A 14,384-nucleotide genomic window follows, 5' to 3' on the forward strand; every position below is an offset into this window, starting at 1 on the left:
TTATCTAACCCGTGAGGAACTCAAGATGGGACCGCAATTTATTAATTATATTGCACACACAATCTTAGAATAAAATTAATACACTTTAGTGATAGTCACTTTCTTAGCTATGTATGTAATCATATAATTAAAAAGACAGCGTTTCCATTTCAGAGCACAACTTAATATTTAATGTATTAATGACCGTCTATATTAGGATCACGTTGATCTCTATGACGTCTATGAAAAAATCTCCATAAGTAATAGATGATCCAGGCAACAAAAATTATCACTTGTGGAATGTAAGCGTAATAAGGATTAATAATTAATAAGGCTATACTACATGCGACAACTGTCGGCAATATAATATAAAACCACATCCTAACTTCCTTGTTTTTAAAACTCAAATCAAATCGCTCGCTCATCTACTCCCCACCATTTCTCAGTATGTATGCTAAGACAATAAGAAATTCATAATCTAAAGACGTATAGTTTCTCTCTCACCAGTTAATAATTCCTCTTCAGATGAATAATGCATTTTTTTCTTATTACTTGGAACTACTATTGTCCCACCTATTAAATCGTGTATAGCTCGCTTGTCTTTGCGAAATATAATCATAAAAAAGCTTACAATGTTAGTTATACCAAAACTTACAACCCCCAATAAGTATCTGCCGACTAGTTCTCTTAATAGCATATTTTGGAAGGTTACCAGTTCACCATCTACACGAACTATTTTAATGTTGAACATTTTCTTGCTAGTGGTATAGCCGATCCAAACGACTGGGAGAATCGTTAAATATAATGCAAAGATCGCGTCCCAATATTTGCTGTCTATAAAAGTTCTATCAAAATCACCTTTGACAATGTATGAAACGATAATAGTCAGTAATAAAAAGAGTAAGCTATCCACTAAAAATGCTATAATTCTTCTGGGAGCACTTGCTAGGTTAAATAATATTCTTTCCATTTTCACTCTCCTTCTCTTTAAGCAATCTTTCATTTAACTCTTTATTCAGACAAATACAATATTAATTATACTATGTAAATCTAAATAAACTATTATTTTGTCAGAAAATATAGGGTTTTCCATATTTATTACTCATTTGTAGGAGTGTATACTTTGAAGCCATTTATTCATTTTCGCATCACGTATTTGGCACTTACTTTTCTCATGATCGTGTTAGGACTAGCTTCTAGAAGATATGATTACTTGCTTATAGAAGTGGTAGCCGATAATGCTGGTGACACACTTTGGGCAGCCATGGTGTACTTCGGGGCACGATTTATTTTCGTTAATAAACTGCCTCAAACTTCATTCTACACCAGTTTATTCTTTTGTTTTGGAATTGAGTTTAGTCAGTTATATCAAGGTGAGTGGATTAATAGTATTCGAGGAAATACACTTGGGGCTTTAATACTTGGAAGAGGATTTTTAATCGAAGATCTATGGAGATATACATTAGGTGTAGTTGTAGCATATTTGTTTGATGCTTTATGGAACAAGTTCCTTAAACAAACCACCTCCTAATTAAATACACTTCTTAAAATTGAAATATACTGATATGATAATCATCCTCAGGAAAATCGCCTAAATAATCAAGGTCACAGCTCATATAAAATGACTTAAGCTTGTTATTTCCGGCCCAACAGTCTAAATACATATCTTTTTTGTGTTCCTGAGAAATAGCACGGCAAAAATTAATAATGGAGGCACCGAGGTTTTTACCTTGGTATTCAGGTATAATAGCAATTCTTCCAACATATAGACTGTTTGGGTTAATATGAAGGCTATTTAGTCGATGGATAGGCTTTATCATAAAAGTTCCCAATATCTCATTATCTAGCTCCATCTTAAAGACTAAGCCTTTATTTATTTCCTCTTCCACGATTGATGATGGCCATGGATAAGACCATTGCTCAATTCCTTTCCTTAATAGCTTCAGTGTCGTTTTGTCTAGGATATTTACAATGGAAACGAGATCACTTCTTTCAGCCAGCTTAATATTCATCTCACCACTCCCTTTAAATTGATACTAGCATATAATATTGGTATACTCGTGTTAAGAAATGTATAAAATAAGAAAAGCGCAATCGCCTATTCCTGCCCCGACAGGCAAATGGAGAAAAGCGAGGAGGCAGCTTTTCAGCCAAGAGTTTTTAACCATTTGACCCCGAGGGGCAAGGCGATGGAGCTAGACATCGATTTTATCGGTCCATATGTTTAGAATTTCCTAAACAATAAAAACCGCTTAGATGTTGGTAGCATCCGAGCGGCAAAATAGACTAGTTCCCTTCAATGGGGATTGGCTCTTAAGGCAAAGTAACCCATCCGAGCGCTAACTCACAGGTGGGTTACTTTTTTTGTGTCATTGAAAGTGCCAAAGTAATTAAAGCAATAATTAGCGAACCGAAGCTAATCATAATTACAAGGGATTCAAATACAGTCAAAAAGGCAGCACCTCCCTCCTGTCTCGCTTTGCCGTGACATAAGGGATCATTGTGCCAACCACCCATGAGATTACTAATCTATTTAATATCTATTATATCTCATAACTCTTCCATATATAAACTTTAATCCTTTCCTAATGTAGAGCTTCTTCTTTCTAATAATACGACGTCTCTCCAGATACCGTTAAGCTTACCCATTTGTTTTCGCGTACCGACTGTTTCAAACCCATATTTTTTATGTAAGTGAATACTTCCTTCATTTTCTGGGAAGATCATGGATTGAATTGTCCAAAATCCTTGTTCTTCACTTTCTTCAATCAGATACTTTAATAGCTTTCCGCCAATCCCCATGCCTGTCGCTGAACCAGATATATAAATGCTTACTTCAGCAACTCCAGAAAAGGCCTCTCGACTTGAAATTGGGCTAAGGGCAACCCAACCAACGACTTGATCCTCCAACACCGCTACATGTCTGCAATTGGCTGTATGGCTAGCATCCCATTCCTCCCATGTAGGAGCCTCCGTTTGAAACGTTGCGTTTCCGGTTTGGATACCCTCTATAAAAATGGCGCGCACCTTTTCCCAATCGTTCTCCATGAGTTTTCTGATAGTAATCTCTTTATGAATCATGCCTTATCCCTTCATTTCTCCATGTTTTCTCATATTATACGACAAGTAATTATGAGTTTATATATAAATATAATAAAAAAACACTTCTTATAAAGGATAGATCCCTTGTAAGAAGTGCTTTTTTAGTTAATACGCTATTACACTAAATGAGATGGCAAATAATGCACATAGGACTAATAAGATACTCATAATAAATGAGAATAATGGCGGCATTCTTTTGATAAAGGAATAGATGCTAATAGCTAAAAAGGCAATAGCTAGAATACCAAAAGAAATACCTTTATAATTTGCCACAAACTCCACAGTTAAAGGAACTAAAGAGCCTTCACTAGACGGTAAGATACCGAAGGCTTGTAAAAGTGTTTCTTTACTTAGCAACACATTGTTGTGTGGTGGCTCCTGCTGGCTCATAGCACCTGTTGCTGCAAAGATCAATAATACGATAACAGATTCTAACCTAGTCCAAGGTCTTGGATCCATATTTTCTTTTACACGTAGCTTTCTTTTCATCAAGAATCCATTAATGAATGCATAGCCTATCAAGGGAAGGATAAGTAAATGTTTGATCAGAAGACTTTGACCATAAGGCTGCATCCATGAATTCGGATATTCCGTGATAGTCATCGAGTATGACATTAACGTTAGACCAGTCACAAAGATAATTGCAAAGCAAAAAACAGCCATTGTATGGAACCAGCTTAAAAAGGCTATCCAATTCTCTTTGTTAATAGAAAACCAAGCTACCATTGTTAATACGCCTATCCAAACAGTCACAGTCCCAAAATGGATAAAATGCGTGATAAAGCCTTGTATACCATAAACAGCGTGTGAGTGAGTAGTCCAGCTCATTGCTGCGACCATCGCAAGCAGTAATCCAATCCCCAAAATAGGATAGGCAGGTGAATTTCTATCGTCAAATAAACAAATAAAGACTACTAGAAAAATGGTGATCACAATCGTTACGATCCAAGCCTTACCTATTTCAAATGTCAATAATACTGATTCTAATACATAGAGAAAACTGTATTCCTCCAGCAAATAAATCATGATATTGAATACTGGCATAAAGGAAAATACTGCTACACCAGCAACTGCTATTAACTTTGCCTTTTTAGAAACTACAATTGTTGGCTTTAGATCTTCTGGGATGAGTGAAAATATAAAGCTCCCCATTAACAATGCAAAGCAGGCATATAGAAAGGCTTCGCTAATGGTTGATAAAAGCATCATCATTTTTTATTTCGCCCATTTATCACCCAGAAACTAGCAGCTAAAACAATTACTAAACCGATAATCATCCATGTAAAGAAACCGTTGGAGGATGAGTCACTTTCCACCTCGTTTGTCTCTACGATAGGAGCAGCCTCTTCAAAATCAGTCTTAGCTTCTTCAGTTACCTCCGCTGGATTTTCAACAACAGGAAGATTTACGGTAAATGATAGGTCTCCTTGAATCGGATGTCCATCAGCACCTATGATATTCCATGTTAGTGTATACTCTCCATTATCCATACCTTCTACTGTTCCAGTCATTAGATCATCGACCACAACAATGTCTTTTACCGGAATCTCTTTATTATTTGTTCCTTTTATCTTAAAAGAACTAGTTTGTTCTATCTTAGTTAAAAAAGTAAGTGTTATTTCTTCTATTGGATCTGTGATTGTACTTCCATCCGAAGGATTTGAGCTTTCTAAACCTGTATGAGCAAAAGCTTTCCCTCCAAATAGAAATAAACAGATCGCAATTAAGCTTAATATTTTTTTCATAAGTTTGACCTCCAAAGTAGTATGTATGCTTAAATAAATATAGTGCTCTCTATTACTTATACCACATTCTATAGAATTACGATAAAGATTGAATTTTACAATCAATTTCTCTAATATGGAAGATGTAAACTATTATAAAGGGAGAGATTCATATGGCTAAATCACATGCCAAGAAAAAAAGACTTCATCAGCTAAGAACAACTGGAAAAGATGTATCATCGATGAGAAATGACATTGAATTCAGCACGCATGTTAGAAAAACTAAAACTAAAAAGGAAAAATTGCATCACCTTCATAACAAACATAAAAAGCATTTCCAACAAGGTTTATACCCCGATGGAAATGCTTTTTATTATGTTCATGCAGTTGGTATCTGAAACGATAGCTTTCTTTTTTGAATTTGCAATAGAAAAATAGTTGTTAACCCTATACTAAATACACCGAATATGACCATCATGTACGGAAGACCAATTAAATCTAACATGGCACCTGTCGATAACAAAACAATCTGGAACGAAATTCGGTCCAGCATATTTCGAAAAGAGAAGAATCGACCATGATACTCTTTCGGCACTTGCTTTTGGAAAATGGTTAATGCTGTTGGATAAAAACAGCCAATAGAGAAACCAAACAAAACAAAGCTTACTAGTGTTAATATTGGGTTTGCAACAAAATACATAGATATCTCAGCAAGACCAATGACAAATACAAAAGTGAAGAGAATAGATTTAGTGCTATATCTTTTCCCAATATACTTAATAGCAAGGGTACCAATCATGAAGGCTACACCCTCGACTGCATAAATGACTCCCTTTATAGAAGATGAATCTTGAATCTCACTAATATTAATGACGATCAAGTTAAAGGAACCTAAAAATAAAACAGGTATTAGGGTTAGGAGTAGTGTCAGCATGACAGGCATATTCCCTTTAAGCATAGGAAAAACCTCTTTAAAACCATCTCTTCTAGGTCCATTACTCACTAGCATTTTTTCTCTAGCAGTTTCGTCGATTCGGAGCATAAAGGTAAATGCAAGAATCCCTGCATAAGCAATCATTGAAATAATATACAGAGATTGGATTGGCCAGTAAACTAACGCAAGACCTCCAATTGCAGTACCTGCTACTCTAGCAATAGTGGAAACATTCATATGCCAACCATTTAACTGAAGTAAATCCTCATCCTTAACAATTAACGGCAGGGTAGCCTGCAAAGCTGGAAAGTAAAAGGAAGCGGATACCTGCAGACTTATTAGAAATAATAACATCCACCAAATGGATCCTGTAGCAATGGCAACAAACATAAATAACACACTAAATAGTCGACCGATACCAGAAAGGATTAATACCTTTTTTTTATTGGACTGATCGATGATTCTACCTGCTAGTGGGCCTACAAGAATTCCTGCAAGTAAACCACTAGCAAGCAGCAAGGACTTATGGAAATCAGAGGGGACCTTTTCCTGCATAAATTCCAGGTTTCCTATTATACCGCTCCAAAGTCCTAAGCCAGCAACTAATTCCCCTATTAGAACAATCCAAACGTTTCTATTTCTCCACATATCCTTTTTCCCTCTTTTAGGATTCTTGTTCTACTGGCTTCTTCCAAGCTCTTAGAAGTTGGCCATCCTTCTCTGTATCTATCACAAATGAGCCATTAGAATAACGATCTGTTGGACGGAAGCTATTCACTTCAATCGTTTCCTGATGTCCTTTTACCGTTTCTACTACTAAGCCTTCTGACTTGTTAGCTAGAACAACTGCAAACACGCGATGCGGGTTAGTTTTTAATTCTCTAAGTGTGACAAGTCCTCTTTTTGCCCGAGCTCCTGGCTCGACTTCAGAAAGGTGCATTCGTTTAATGGAACCACGCTGAGTGATCAGCATAATGTCTTCTGTACTTTGTTGTGATATTACGTTTACACTTACGACATAATCATCCTCTTTCAGATTGATCCCTTTCACGCCACTTGTTTTTACTCCTGTAATTGGCACTTCGTCTAAAGAGAAGCGAACAGAATAACTTAAATGAGTTGTCATTAGTATTTCATCTGACGGTGCTACTAGCTGAGCCAATATAAGCTCATCTGTTGGCTTGAGTTTAATCGTTTTTATAGGTCGAGCATAACGCTGTACTACGTAATCTGAAAGGAGTGAGCGTTTAATCTGTCCTTCTTTCGTTGCAGTTAAAACGCATAAGTCTAAATCAAATGATTCAATACCGATGACGTTTATAATTGTCTCATTTGCATCAAGAGGAACAATGCTAGATATATGCTGACCAAGGTCCTTCCATCGAATATCAGGCAATTCATGCACTGGCTGATAAATATAGTTCCCTTTCGATGTGAACAACAGCAGGTGGTGCTGGGTGTTGATGGACTGCTGATAAAGAAGGTAATCCGACTCTTTTATAGCAAAGTCCTGTCCACTGGATGCATTAAAGGACCTCATGCCTGTTCGTTTAATGTAGCCATCCTTTGTAACAGTTACAATTACCTCTTCAGATGGTATAAGCACATCTAAAGTAACTTTTATCTCTTCAATTTCATTTTCGATAACTGATTTACGTTGTTCAGCAAACTGTTTGCGGACAACCTGTAGTTCTTTCTTGATAGTTTTCATCAAAACAGATTCCTTCGCAAGTATGTTTTCTAAACTCGTGATCAGCAGATTTAATTTTTTCTCTTCCTCTTGTAGTTCCGTTATATCTGTATTAGTTAAACGATATAGCTGCAAGGAAACGATTGCCTCCGCCTGTGCCTCAGAAAAGTCAAAGGATTTAATCAGATTGTTTTTGGCATCTTTTTTATCTTTAGAAGCTCGTATCGTCTTAATAACTTCATCTAAAATAGATAAGGCTTTCATCAAACCTGAGACAATATGGAGGCGCTCTTGAGCTTTATTCAGATCATGAATTGTTCTACGAGTAACAACCTCTTTTTGATGATTGATATATGCATCAAGTAATAAAGGCAATGTCATCATAGTTGGTCTACGATTATGAATGGCAATCATATTAAAATTATAGGTGATTTGTAAATCTGTATTTTTAAATAAGTATTGTAATATACCATGAGCATCAATTTCTTTTTTCATCTCTATTACAATACGCAATCCAGTTCGGTCTGATTCATCTCGAACATCTGCAATTCCATCTAAACGTTTGTCTAATCGTTGCTCGTCAATTTTTTTGACTAGATTAGCTTTATTGATTTCATATGGAATTTCAGTGATGACGATTTGTTCTTTACCGCCTTTGATGGTTTCAATTTCAGCCTTAGAGCGCACAACGATTTTGCCTTTGCCCGTTTCGTAAGCTTTTTTAATACCCTCAACGCCTTGGATAATCCCACCTGTTGGAAAATCTGGCCCTTTAATAACGGTCATGAGTTCGTCCACAGTACATGCTGGATTCTCCATGCGCATTAAAACGGCATCAAGCGCCTCGTGTAGAGCATGTGGAGGTATATCTGTTGCATATCCTGCGGAAATCCCAGTTGCACCGTTTACTAGTAAATTAGGAAAACGAGCGGGGAGAACCATAGGCTCCATGTCCGAGTCATCGAAGTTAGGAATATAATCCACCGTATTCTTATTAATATCTCTTAATAGCTCATGAGAAATCGCAGAAAGCCTTGCTTCTGTATAACGCATAGCAGCTGGTGGATCTCCGTCCACTGAACCGTTGTTCCCATGCATTTCAACCAGCATATGTCGCAATTTCCAGTCCTGACTCATACGCACCATCGCTTCATAGACTGAAGAGTCACCATGAGGATGGTAGTTACCAATTACAACTCCAACGGTCTTAGCTGACTTACGAAACGCCTTGTCATTGGTGTTCCCTTCCTGAAGCATGGCAAATAATATACGACGCTGAACTGGCTTAAGTCCATCTCTAGCATCAGGTAAAGCGCGGTCTTGAATGATGTATTTACTATAACGTCCAAACCGATCACCTATAACTTCTTCTAAGGGTAAATTTTGATATCTTTCGGTTTGTGTCATACTAATTCATCCTCCGTGTGAATTCTGTCATTTTCTAAGATGTTAGAATCATCATCTAAACTAAAGTCAACATTTGCTTCTATCCATTTTCTGCGAGGTTCTACTTTATCCCCCATTAGAGTTGTTATATGTCTCTCGGCACGTGCCCCATCTTCAATCGTTACTCGTATTAAAGTTCGAGTGTCAGGATTCATAGTTGTATCCCATAATTGATCGGCATTCATCTCACCAAGACCTTTATAACGTTGTAGCATAACGCCTTTTCCAATTCTCTCCATCGCTGCATTGAGTTCTTTTTCGGTCCATGCATATTCGGAGACCTCTTTTTTCCCCATTCCTCTATATACCTTGTACAAAGGAGGCATGGCGATATAGATTTTGCCGTTTTCAATCAATGGCTTCATATATCGATAGAAGAACGTCAACAATAGTACCTGGATATGTGCTCCATCTGTATCGGCATCTGTCATAATAACGATTTTGTCGTAAGCAATATCTTCTATCTTAAAGTCTGCTCCAACTCCACCGCCAATTGCATGAATAATCGTAGCAATTTCGATGTTCTTCATGATGTCAGTAAGCTTAGCCTTCTCCGTATTTATAACCTTTCCTCTTAGGGGAAGGATAGCTTGGAAAGTTCGATCTCTACCTTGCTTAGCAGAACCTCCAGCAGAGTCACCCTCTACTAGATAAAGCTCGTTTTTCTTTGCATTTCTAGATTGAGCAGGAGTAAGTTTACCTGATAATAACTCGGATGGTTTGCGCTTTTTCCCATTTCGAGCATCTTCACGTGCTTTTCTTGCTGCTTCTCGAGCATGCTGAGCACGAATCCCTTTTCGGATTAAAGAGGCGGACAACTCGGAGTTTTCTTCGAGGATGTATTGTAGCTTTTCAGACACAACAGAATCTACCGCACTTCTTGCTTCACTAGTACCCAGTTTCCCTTTCGTTTGCCCTTCGAATTGCAAAAGATTCTCGGGAATTCTAAGAGATACGATAGCGGAGATTCCTTCACGAATGTCCGAGCCATCTAAGTTTTTATCTTTTTCCTTTAATAATCCTGTTTTTCTAGCATAATCATTAAATACACGTGTCAACGCCGACTTGGCACCTGTTTCATGTGTACCGCCGTCTCTAGTTCTCACGTTATTTACAAAGGATAAAATCGTTTCTGAATAGCCGTCATTAAACTGGAAAGCGAATTCCACTTCAATTTCTTCGTGGCTGCCTTCCATATAAAACACTGGATGTAAAACGTCTTTCTCTTCATTCAAATAAGCAACGAAAGCTTCGATGCCTGTTTCATAATAAAACACATCGTGGGCTTCGGTACGTTCATCAAATAATTCGATTTTTAATCCTTTTAAGAGGAAAGCGGATTCTCTAAGTCTTTCGCAAAGTGTTTCATAGTTAAATTTAGTAGTAGAGAAGATTTTGGTATCTGGTAAGAAATGTACGGATGTTCCCGTTTCTTTTGTAGTCCCTATTTGGTTTAGCGATTCGACTACTTTCCCACCATTTTCAAAGCGTTGTGCAAATTTTTTCCCATCTCTATGAATGACTACATCTACATATGAGGAGAGAGCATTTACTACAGAGGCACCTACACCATGTAGACCTCCACTTGTTTTATAGCCGCCTTGTCCAAATTTACCACCTGCGTGTAGTACAGTAAAAATCACTTCCGCAGTAGGAACGCCTGTCTTATGCATACCAGTAGGCATACCTCGTCCAAAATCTCTTACCGTTATACTTTGGTCTGAATGGATTGTAACTATAATATGTTCACCGAATCCAGCAAGGCTTTCATCCACCGCATTATCTACTATTTCATAGACCAAATGGTGAAGACCTCTAGAATCTGTTGATCCAATATACATTCCCGGTCTTTTTCTTACGGCCTCCAAGCCCTCAAGCACCTGAATATCATCATCGCCATAGCTTGTTAAATTATTGTTTTTACTCAATTCGTTCCCTCCAAAAAAACAAAACGTTTGTTCTTCTTTCTATTTAAGCCTACAAACAGATTGTCATTATGTCAATAGCGCTGAAGGACAGGCCAGACTTCAATTGTAGTGAAAGTTCAATTAGAATGCAATCTACCCTTTTCATGCATTCTCTATTCACCTAGATAATTCCTTCTTTACTTTTAAACAATGTTTTCATCCAGTTGCTTAAAAGACCAATTGTATATTAAGTATATCGTATAAACTTGGAATTTTTCATTAGGAACCTACTTAAAATTTTTTTATAATAGGTTTTACACTTACTTTGTGGTCCAAAAAGACTTATATTGCGCTCGAACTCTCCGTTATAACGACATTACTTGTCATTGAATAAAAAGTTGTCTACATGGTAAAATAAGAAAGTTATTATATTCATTAATAGATACATATAGAAGGAGCACACTATGACAATATTCATTTTACTTTTGCTTGCTTATTTAATCGGATCAATCCCATCAGGATTATGGGTTGGAAAGCTATTTTATAACATTGATATACGTGAGCATGGTAGTGGCAATCTTGGTGGAACTAACACTTTCCGAACGCTCGGTAAAAAGGCTGGATTGGCCGTAACAATTATGGACATTCTTAAAGGGACAGCAGCCACTTTGTTAGGCTTGCTTCCGTTTTTTGCTTCAACAAACGTGCATCCTCTAATTTTAGGGGTAGTTGCTGTAATTGGACATATTTATCCTGTGTTCGCTGGGTTTAAAGGCGGAAAAGCAGTAGCTACATCAGGAGGGATCCTATTAGGCTATAACTGGCCGATATTTGTAATTTTAGTAGTAGGATTTTTTATTATATTAAAAATAACCAAAATGGTATCTCTAACCTCTATGTGTTTAGCCATCATTGCACTCATTTACTCTATTGTTTACTATTTTACGGTCAAAGAAGATTGGCCACTAATCGTAATCGTACTTTTGCTTGCAATCTTTATTTTCTATCGTCATCGTTCGAATATAGAGCGCATTAAAAATGGAACTGAGCCAAAGGTCAAGTGGATTTAACTATTAAATCGAAGCATCCTGCTTCTAAAGAGTTAAACAAATTCTTTGCGGAACCTATTAAAAAGCTTTAGACTAAACCCATGAAAAACATCGTAAAATTTAAAGAAAGCTTGGTGGTTCGATTGAAAATCAATATCTCTAGTGATGCTTTAAAATGGTTCCGCGAGGAAATGGAAGCAGAAAAAGGAGACAAAATTCGTTTCTATGCTCGATATGGAGGCTCAAGTCCAATACAAGAGGCTTTCTCACTAGGTGTGACAAAGGATACTCCATTCGAACCATCTGTAACTCTCTTACATGAAGAAATCATGTTCTTTATAGAAGAGAGAGATGAATGGTATTTCACTGGACATGACCTTTATGTTTCATTTAATGACCAATCAAATGAGCTTGAATATTCCTATAAAAAAAGCTAGATAGCGAAAGGCAGTAACGTTTTCAAAAGCGTTACTGCCTTTTTTAATGAAAAGTCTATTTAAATAGCTTGGCTTGATTTTTCGTAAGATAGTTTTGTTTATAGTGTTACACTTAAACTGCATAAGTTAGTCTAAGTAAAATTTAGCATTATTACGTTGAATACTTTAAGACATATATTTACTTATCCTTCTTCAACCCGTAAATAAATATAATTAAACTTATTATAAAAAAGACAGAAAAAAATAATTTGAAAAGTATATGTGAGGTTACTGCTTCGGATACTTCTCCCGTCAGTTGTCCAATCCGTAAACATGAATAAATAAATCCTAATGAAAATAAGAAAACAAAGCCCATTGCCTTGTATGAAAATGAAATCATCATGTAGCCTCCTCTTCTGGTAAACTTTATCATATGGATGAAGTTTTATATAGACAATATTATGATGAAGGTACTTAATTAACTAACGGGTTGTGTTAGCAAAAAAAGTAAAATGAGCCAGGATAAAATATCCTAGCTCATCTTTTATCAACCTTTCTCCTTAACGTAGTCATGAAAAAAGTGCTGATATTTTTTAAGGAACTTTAACTTTTTTATACTGACTACTCTGGCAGATTTTATTAGAAACTACAAGAATTCGTATTGTGGTAAAATTAGGGTTATAGTACAATTTGAGGGAGTGGATTTTCACTAATATTTATTTGTTTGAATATGACTTTTCTAAAAAGAGGGAGGAATTTATCATGCTATTTATGTTAATCGTGAAAGCCTCAAGGAATTCAGAAGCCGGAAATCTCCCGAGCCCAGAGCTCATGGAAGCCATGACAAAATTTAATGAGGATTTAGTGAAGGCAGGCGTACGTGTTATGGCTAAAGGGCTACATCCAAGTTCAAACGGAATTCGTCTTTCTTTCCCAACACCCGGGGAGAAACCAGTCGTATCGGAAGGCCCATTTACAGAATCGAAAGATATAATTGCCGGGTTTATACTGATTGAAGTGGAGTCAAAAGAAGAAGCGGTTGAGTGGGCGTTGCAAATGCCTGACCCGCAAGGATATGGGGAAGGTCAGATTGAATTACGTCAAGTCTTTTAGAATGCTTGAAAGCATCAACAGGAAGGGTATATAAAAATTGCTGACATCTTTTATAAGAAAAAAAGTTTACAAGAATAGTCTTCGTATAAAGAAAAATAAAAAGGCTACCTCCTTGAGGTAACCTTTTTTCCATTAGTCATGAATAGGGTCAAAAGTTATTTTACTGGGCGAAACCTTTGTAACTGCTCCAATAAATTTTCTTTTTCCATAATCTCATATTCATATTTACCAAAAAGGTCAAAATGGGGATAACCTTCCTTATAGTCAATCCATTCTTCCTTTAAGTCATACTGCTTTCCCCACTCGATCAGCTTATTAATATCACTGCAGCCAACCTTAGTAACCGTGTTGCATCCAGGAAAGCGTTCATCCAACCAATAGTGCGTAAGAAAAGCAATTTCCTTATTTTCCACTGACTGTTTCCAACTTTTTAGCTCATCTCTATTGATACCAAATGCCACAATTAAGATTCCTTCACGATTTCTTTATATTTTTTATCCCAAGCTGCATCTATCTTAGCAAGCGATACAGGTCTAAAATCTTCTTTTCGAACGATGACGTGCTCTGTTGTTGCTGTAGAAGACAGTGCGCCATCTGTATGTACAATTTCATAACCGTAAGTTGTTCTTAGTCTCCCATGCTCTTCAATCCATGTTCTTACCTTGACTCTATCTCCATATTTGACAGGAGCCTTATAATTTATGTTCACATTGGTTACTGGCGATAGGTATCCATCTTTCTCTAAACCAGCGTAGGAGAAGCCTAAATCTTGTATAAGTTGAGTTCTACCCATCTCTAGCCACACTAAATAATTTGCATGGTATACGACTCCCATTTGATCGGTCTCTGCGTATCGTACTTCAATTTCTTTTTCACTTATAAACATTTTAATGTCACCTCGCTCTTTATTATACAAAAATATTGTTAAAAAAGCTTATATGGGTCGTTACAAACGTCTCTTTTTGAAAAAAGCATATAGAAAAAATGATTATGTCGGTGCCTGCTATTATTTATATTAGAGTAT

General features: G+C 36.7%; 17 protein-coding genes. 5 read left to right on the plus strand and 12 right to left on the minus strand.

All coding sequences use genetic code 11. The annotated features are described in order from the left end of the window. Positions 1-176: 176 nt before the first annotated feature. Entirely contained in the window at positions 177-404 is a 228-nt protein-coding gene (locus M3627_RS04675) for a hypothetical protein (protein ID WP_169359163.1), read from the minus strand. 53 nt (positions 405-457) lie between these two features. Then, on the minus strand, positions 458-949 hold the full coding sequence (locus tag M3627_RS04680) for an RDD family protein (RefSeq protein WP_251553132.1): 492 nt from the start codon (positions 947-949) through the stop codon (positions 458-460). A gap of 153 nt (positions 950-1,102) precedes the next feature. On the opposite strand from M3627_RS04680, the gene M3627_RS04685 reads away from it, so the two are divergent. After that, positions 1,103-1,510: a ribosomal maturation YjgA family protein gene (locus tag M3627_RS04685; RefSeq protein ID WP_251553133.1), complete on the plus strand. Its 408-nt coding sequence runs from the start codon at positions 1,103-1,105 to the stop codon at positions 1,508-1,510. A 13-nt stretch (positions 1,511-1,523) separates the two neighbouring features. Here M3627_RS04685 and M3627_RS04690 read toward each other — a convergent pair whose 3' ends face one another. The 5 genes from M3627_RS04690 to M3627_RS04705 form a co-directional block, all read right to left on the minus strand. Beyond that, entirely contained in the window at positions 1,524-1,991 is a 468-nt protein-coding gene (locus tag M3627_RS04690) for a GNAT family N-acetyltransferase (RefSeq protein ID WP_251553134.1), read from the minus strand. A 343-nt stretch (positions 1,992-2,334) separates the two neighbouring features. After that, positions 2,335-2,496 (minus strand): putative holin-like toxin, encoded by a 162-nt coding sequence (locus tag M3627_RS21030; protein ID WP_353056452.1) that lies wholly within the window; start codon positions 2,494-2,496, stop codon positions 2,335-2,337. A gap of 57 nt (positions 2,497-2,553) precedes the next feature. Next, the gene (locus M3627_RS04695; RefSeq protein ID WP_251553135.1) at positions 2,554-3,060 is read right to left on the minus strand and encodes a GNAT family N-acetyltransferase; all 507 of its coding nucleotides are present in this window, start codon (positions 3,058-3,060) and stop codon (positions 2,554-2,556) included. 126 nt (positions 3,061-3,186) lie between these two features. Then, the gene (locus M3627_RS04700; RefSeq protein ID WP_251553136.1) at positions 3,187-4,293 is read right to left on the minus strand and encodes a copper resistance D family protein; all 1,107 of its coding nucleotides are present in this window, start codon (positions 4,291-4,293) and stop codon (positions 3,187-3,189) included. Next, complete coding sequence (locus M3627_RS04705; RefSeq protein ID WP_251553137.1) at positions 4,290-4,826, minus strand: copper resistance CopC family protein; 537 nt, start codon at positions 4,824-4,826, stop codon at positions 4,290-4,292. Before M3627_RS04705 ends, M3627_RS04700 begins: the two co-directional genes overlap by 4 nt. 152 nt (positions 4,827-4,978) lie before the next feature. Here M3627_RS04705 and M3627_RS04710 point away from each other — a divergent pair, with 152 nt between their 5' ends. Next, positions 4,979-5,203: a hypothetical protein gene (locus M3627_RS04710; protein ID WP_251553138.1), complete on the plus strand. Its 225-nt coding sequence runs from the start codon at positions 4,979-4,981 to the stop codon at positions 5,201-5,203. On the opposite strand, the gene M3627_RS04715 is transcribed toward M3627_RS04710, so the two are convergent. From M3627_RS04715 to parE, 3 genes are read right to left on the minus strand one after another with little or no spacing between them, the layout of a single operon-like run. Then, positions 5,185-6,387 (minus strand): MFS transporter, encoded by a 1,203-nt coding sequence (locus M3627_RS04715; RefSeq protein WP_251553139.1) that lies wholly within the window; start codon positions 6,385-6,387, stop codon positions 5,185-5,187. The two genes, M3627_RS04710 and M3627_RS04715, sit on opposite strands and share 19 nt — an antisense overlap. A 16-nt stretch (positions 6,388-6,403) precedes the next feature. After that, positions 6,404-8,836 (minus strand): DNA topoisomerase IV subunit A, encoded by a 2,433-nt coding sequence (parC, locus tag M3627_RS04720; RefSeq protein WP_251553140.1) that lies wholly within the window; start codon positions 8,834-8,836, stop codon positions 6,404-6,406. Beyond that, positions 8,833-10,803 (minus strand): DNA topoisomerase IV subunit B, encoded by a 1,971-nt coding sequence (gene parE, locus M3627_RS04725; protein ID WP_251553141.1) that lies wholly within the window; start codon positions 10,801-10,803, stop codon positions 8,833-8,835. Before parE ends, parC begins: the two co-directional genes overlap by 4 nt. 443 nt (positions 10,804-11,246) lie before the next feature. On the opposite strand from parE, the gene plsY reads away from it, so the two are divergent. The 3 genes from plsY to M3627_RS04740 all read left to right on the plus strand — a co-directional run bounded on the left by plsY (position 11,247) and on the right by M3627_RS04740 (position 13,360). Then, a complete protein-coding gene (gene plsY / locus M3627_RS04730; RefSeq protein WP_251553142.1) occupies positions 11,247-11,852 on the plus strand; it encodes a glycerol-3-phosphate 1-O-acyltransferase PlsY in 606 nt (201 codons plus the stop codon). 122 nt (positions 11,853-11,974) lie between these two features. Beyond that, on the plus strand, positions 11,975-12,268 hold the full coding sequence (locus tag M3627_RS04735) for a HesB/YadR/YfhF family protein (protein ID WP_251553143.1): 294 nt from the start codon (positions 11,975-11,977) through the stop codon (positions 12,266-12,268). A 741-nt stretch (positions 12,269-13,009) separates the two neighbouring features. After that, entirely contained in the window at positions 13,010-13,360 is a 351-nt protein-coding gene (locus M3627_RS04740) for a YciI family protein (RefSeq protein ID WP_251553144.1), read from the plus strand. Positions 13,361-13,515: 155 nt separating this feature from the next. Here the strand turns inward: M3627_RS04740 and M3627_RS04745 are convergent, their stop codons facing one another. Together M3627_RS04745 and M3627_RS04750 are read right to left on the minus strand one after the other, a co-directional pair. Beyond that, complete coding sequence (locus tag M3627_RS04745; RefSeq protein WP_251553145.1) at positions 13,516-13,821, minus strand: hypothetical protein; 306 nt, start codon at positions 13,819-13,821, stop codon at positions 13,516-13,518. A gap of 2 nt (positions 13,822-13,823) precedes the next feature. Further along, positions 13,824-14,246 carry an acyl-CoA thioesterase gene (locus tag M3627_RS04750; RefSeq protein ID WP_251553146.1) on the minus strand — a complete coding sequence of 141 codons (423 nt, stop codon included), beginning with the start codon at positions 14,244-14,246 and terminating at the stop codon, positions 13,824-13,826. Positions 14,247-14,384: the final 138 nt, after the last annotated feature.

It is taken from the genome of Psychrobacillus sp. MER TA 171 (genome assembly GCF_023713305.1).
Lineage (GTDB): Bacteria > Bacillota > Bacilli > Bacillales_A > Planococcaceae > Psychrobacillus.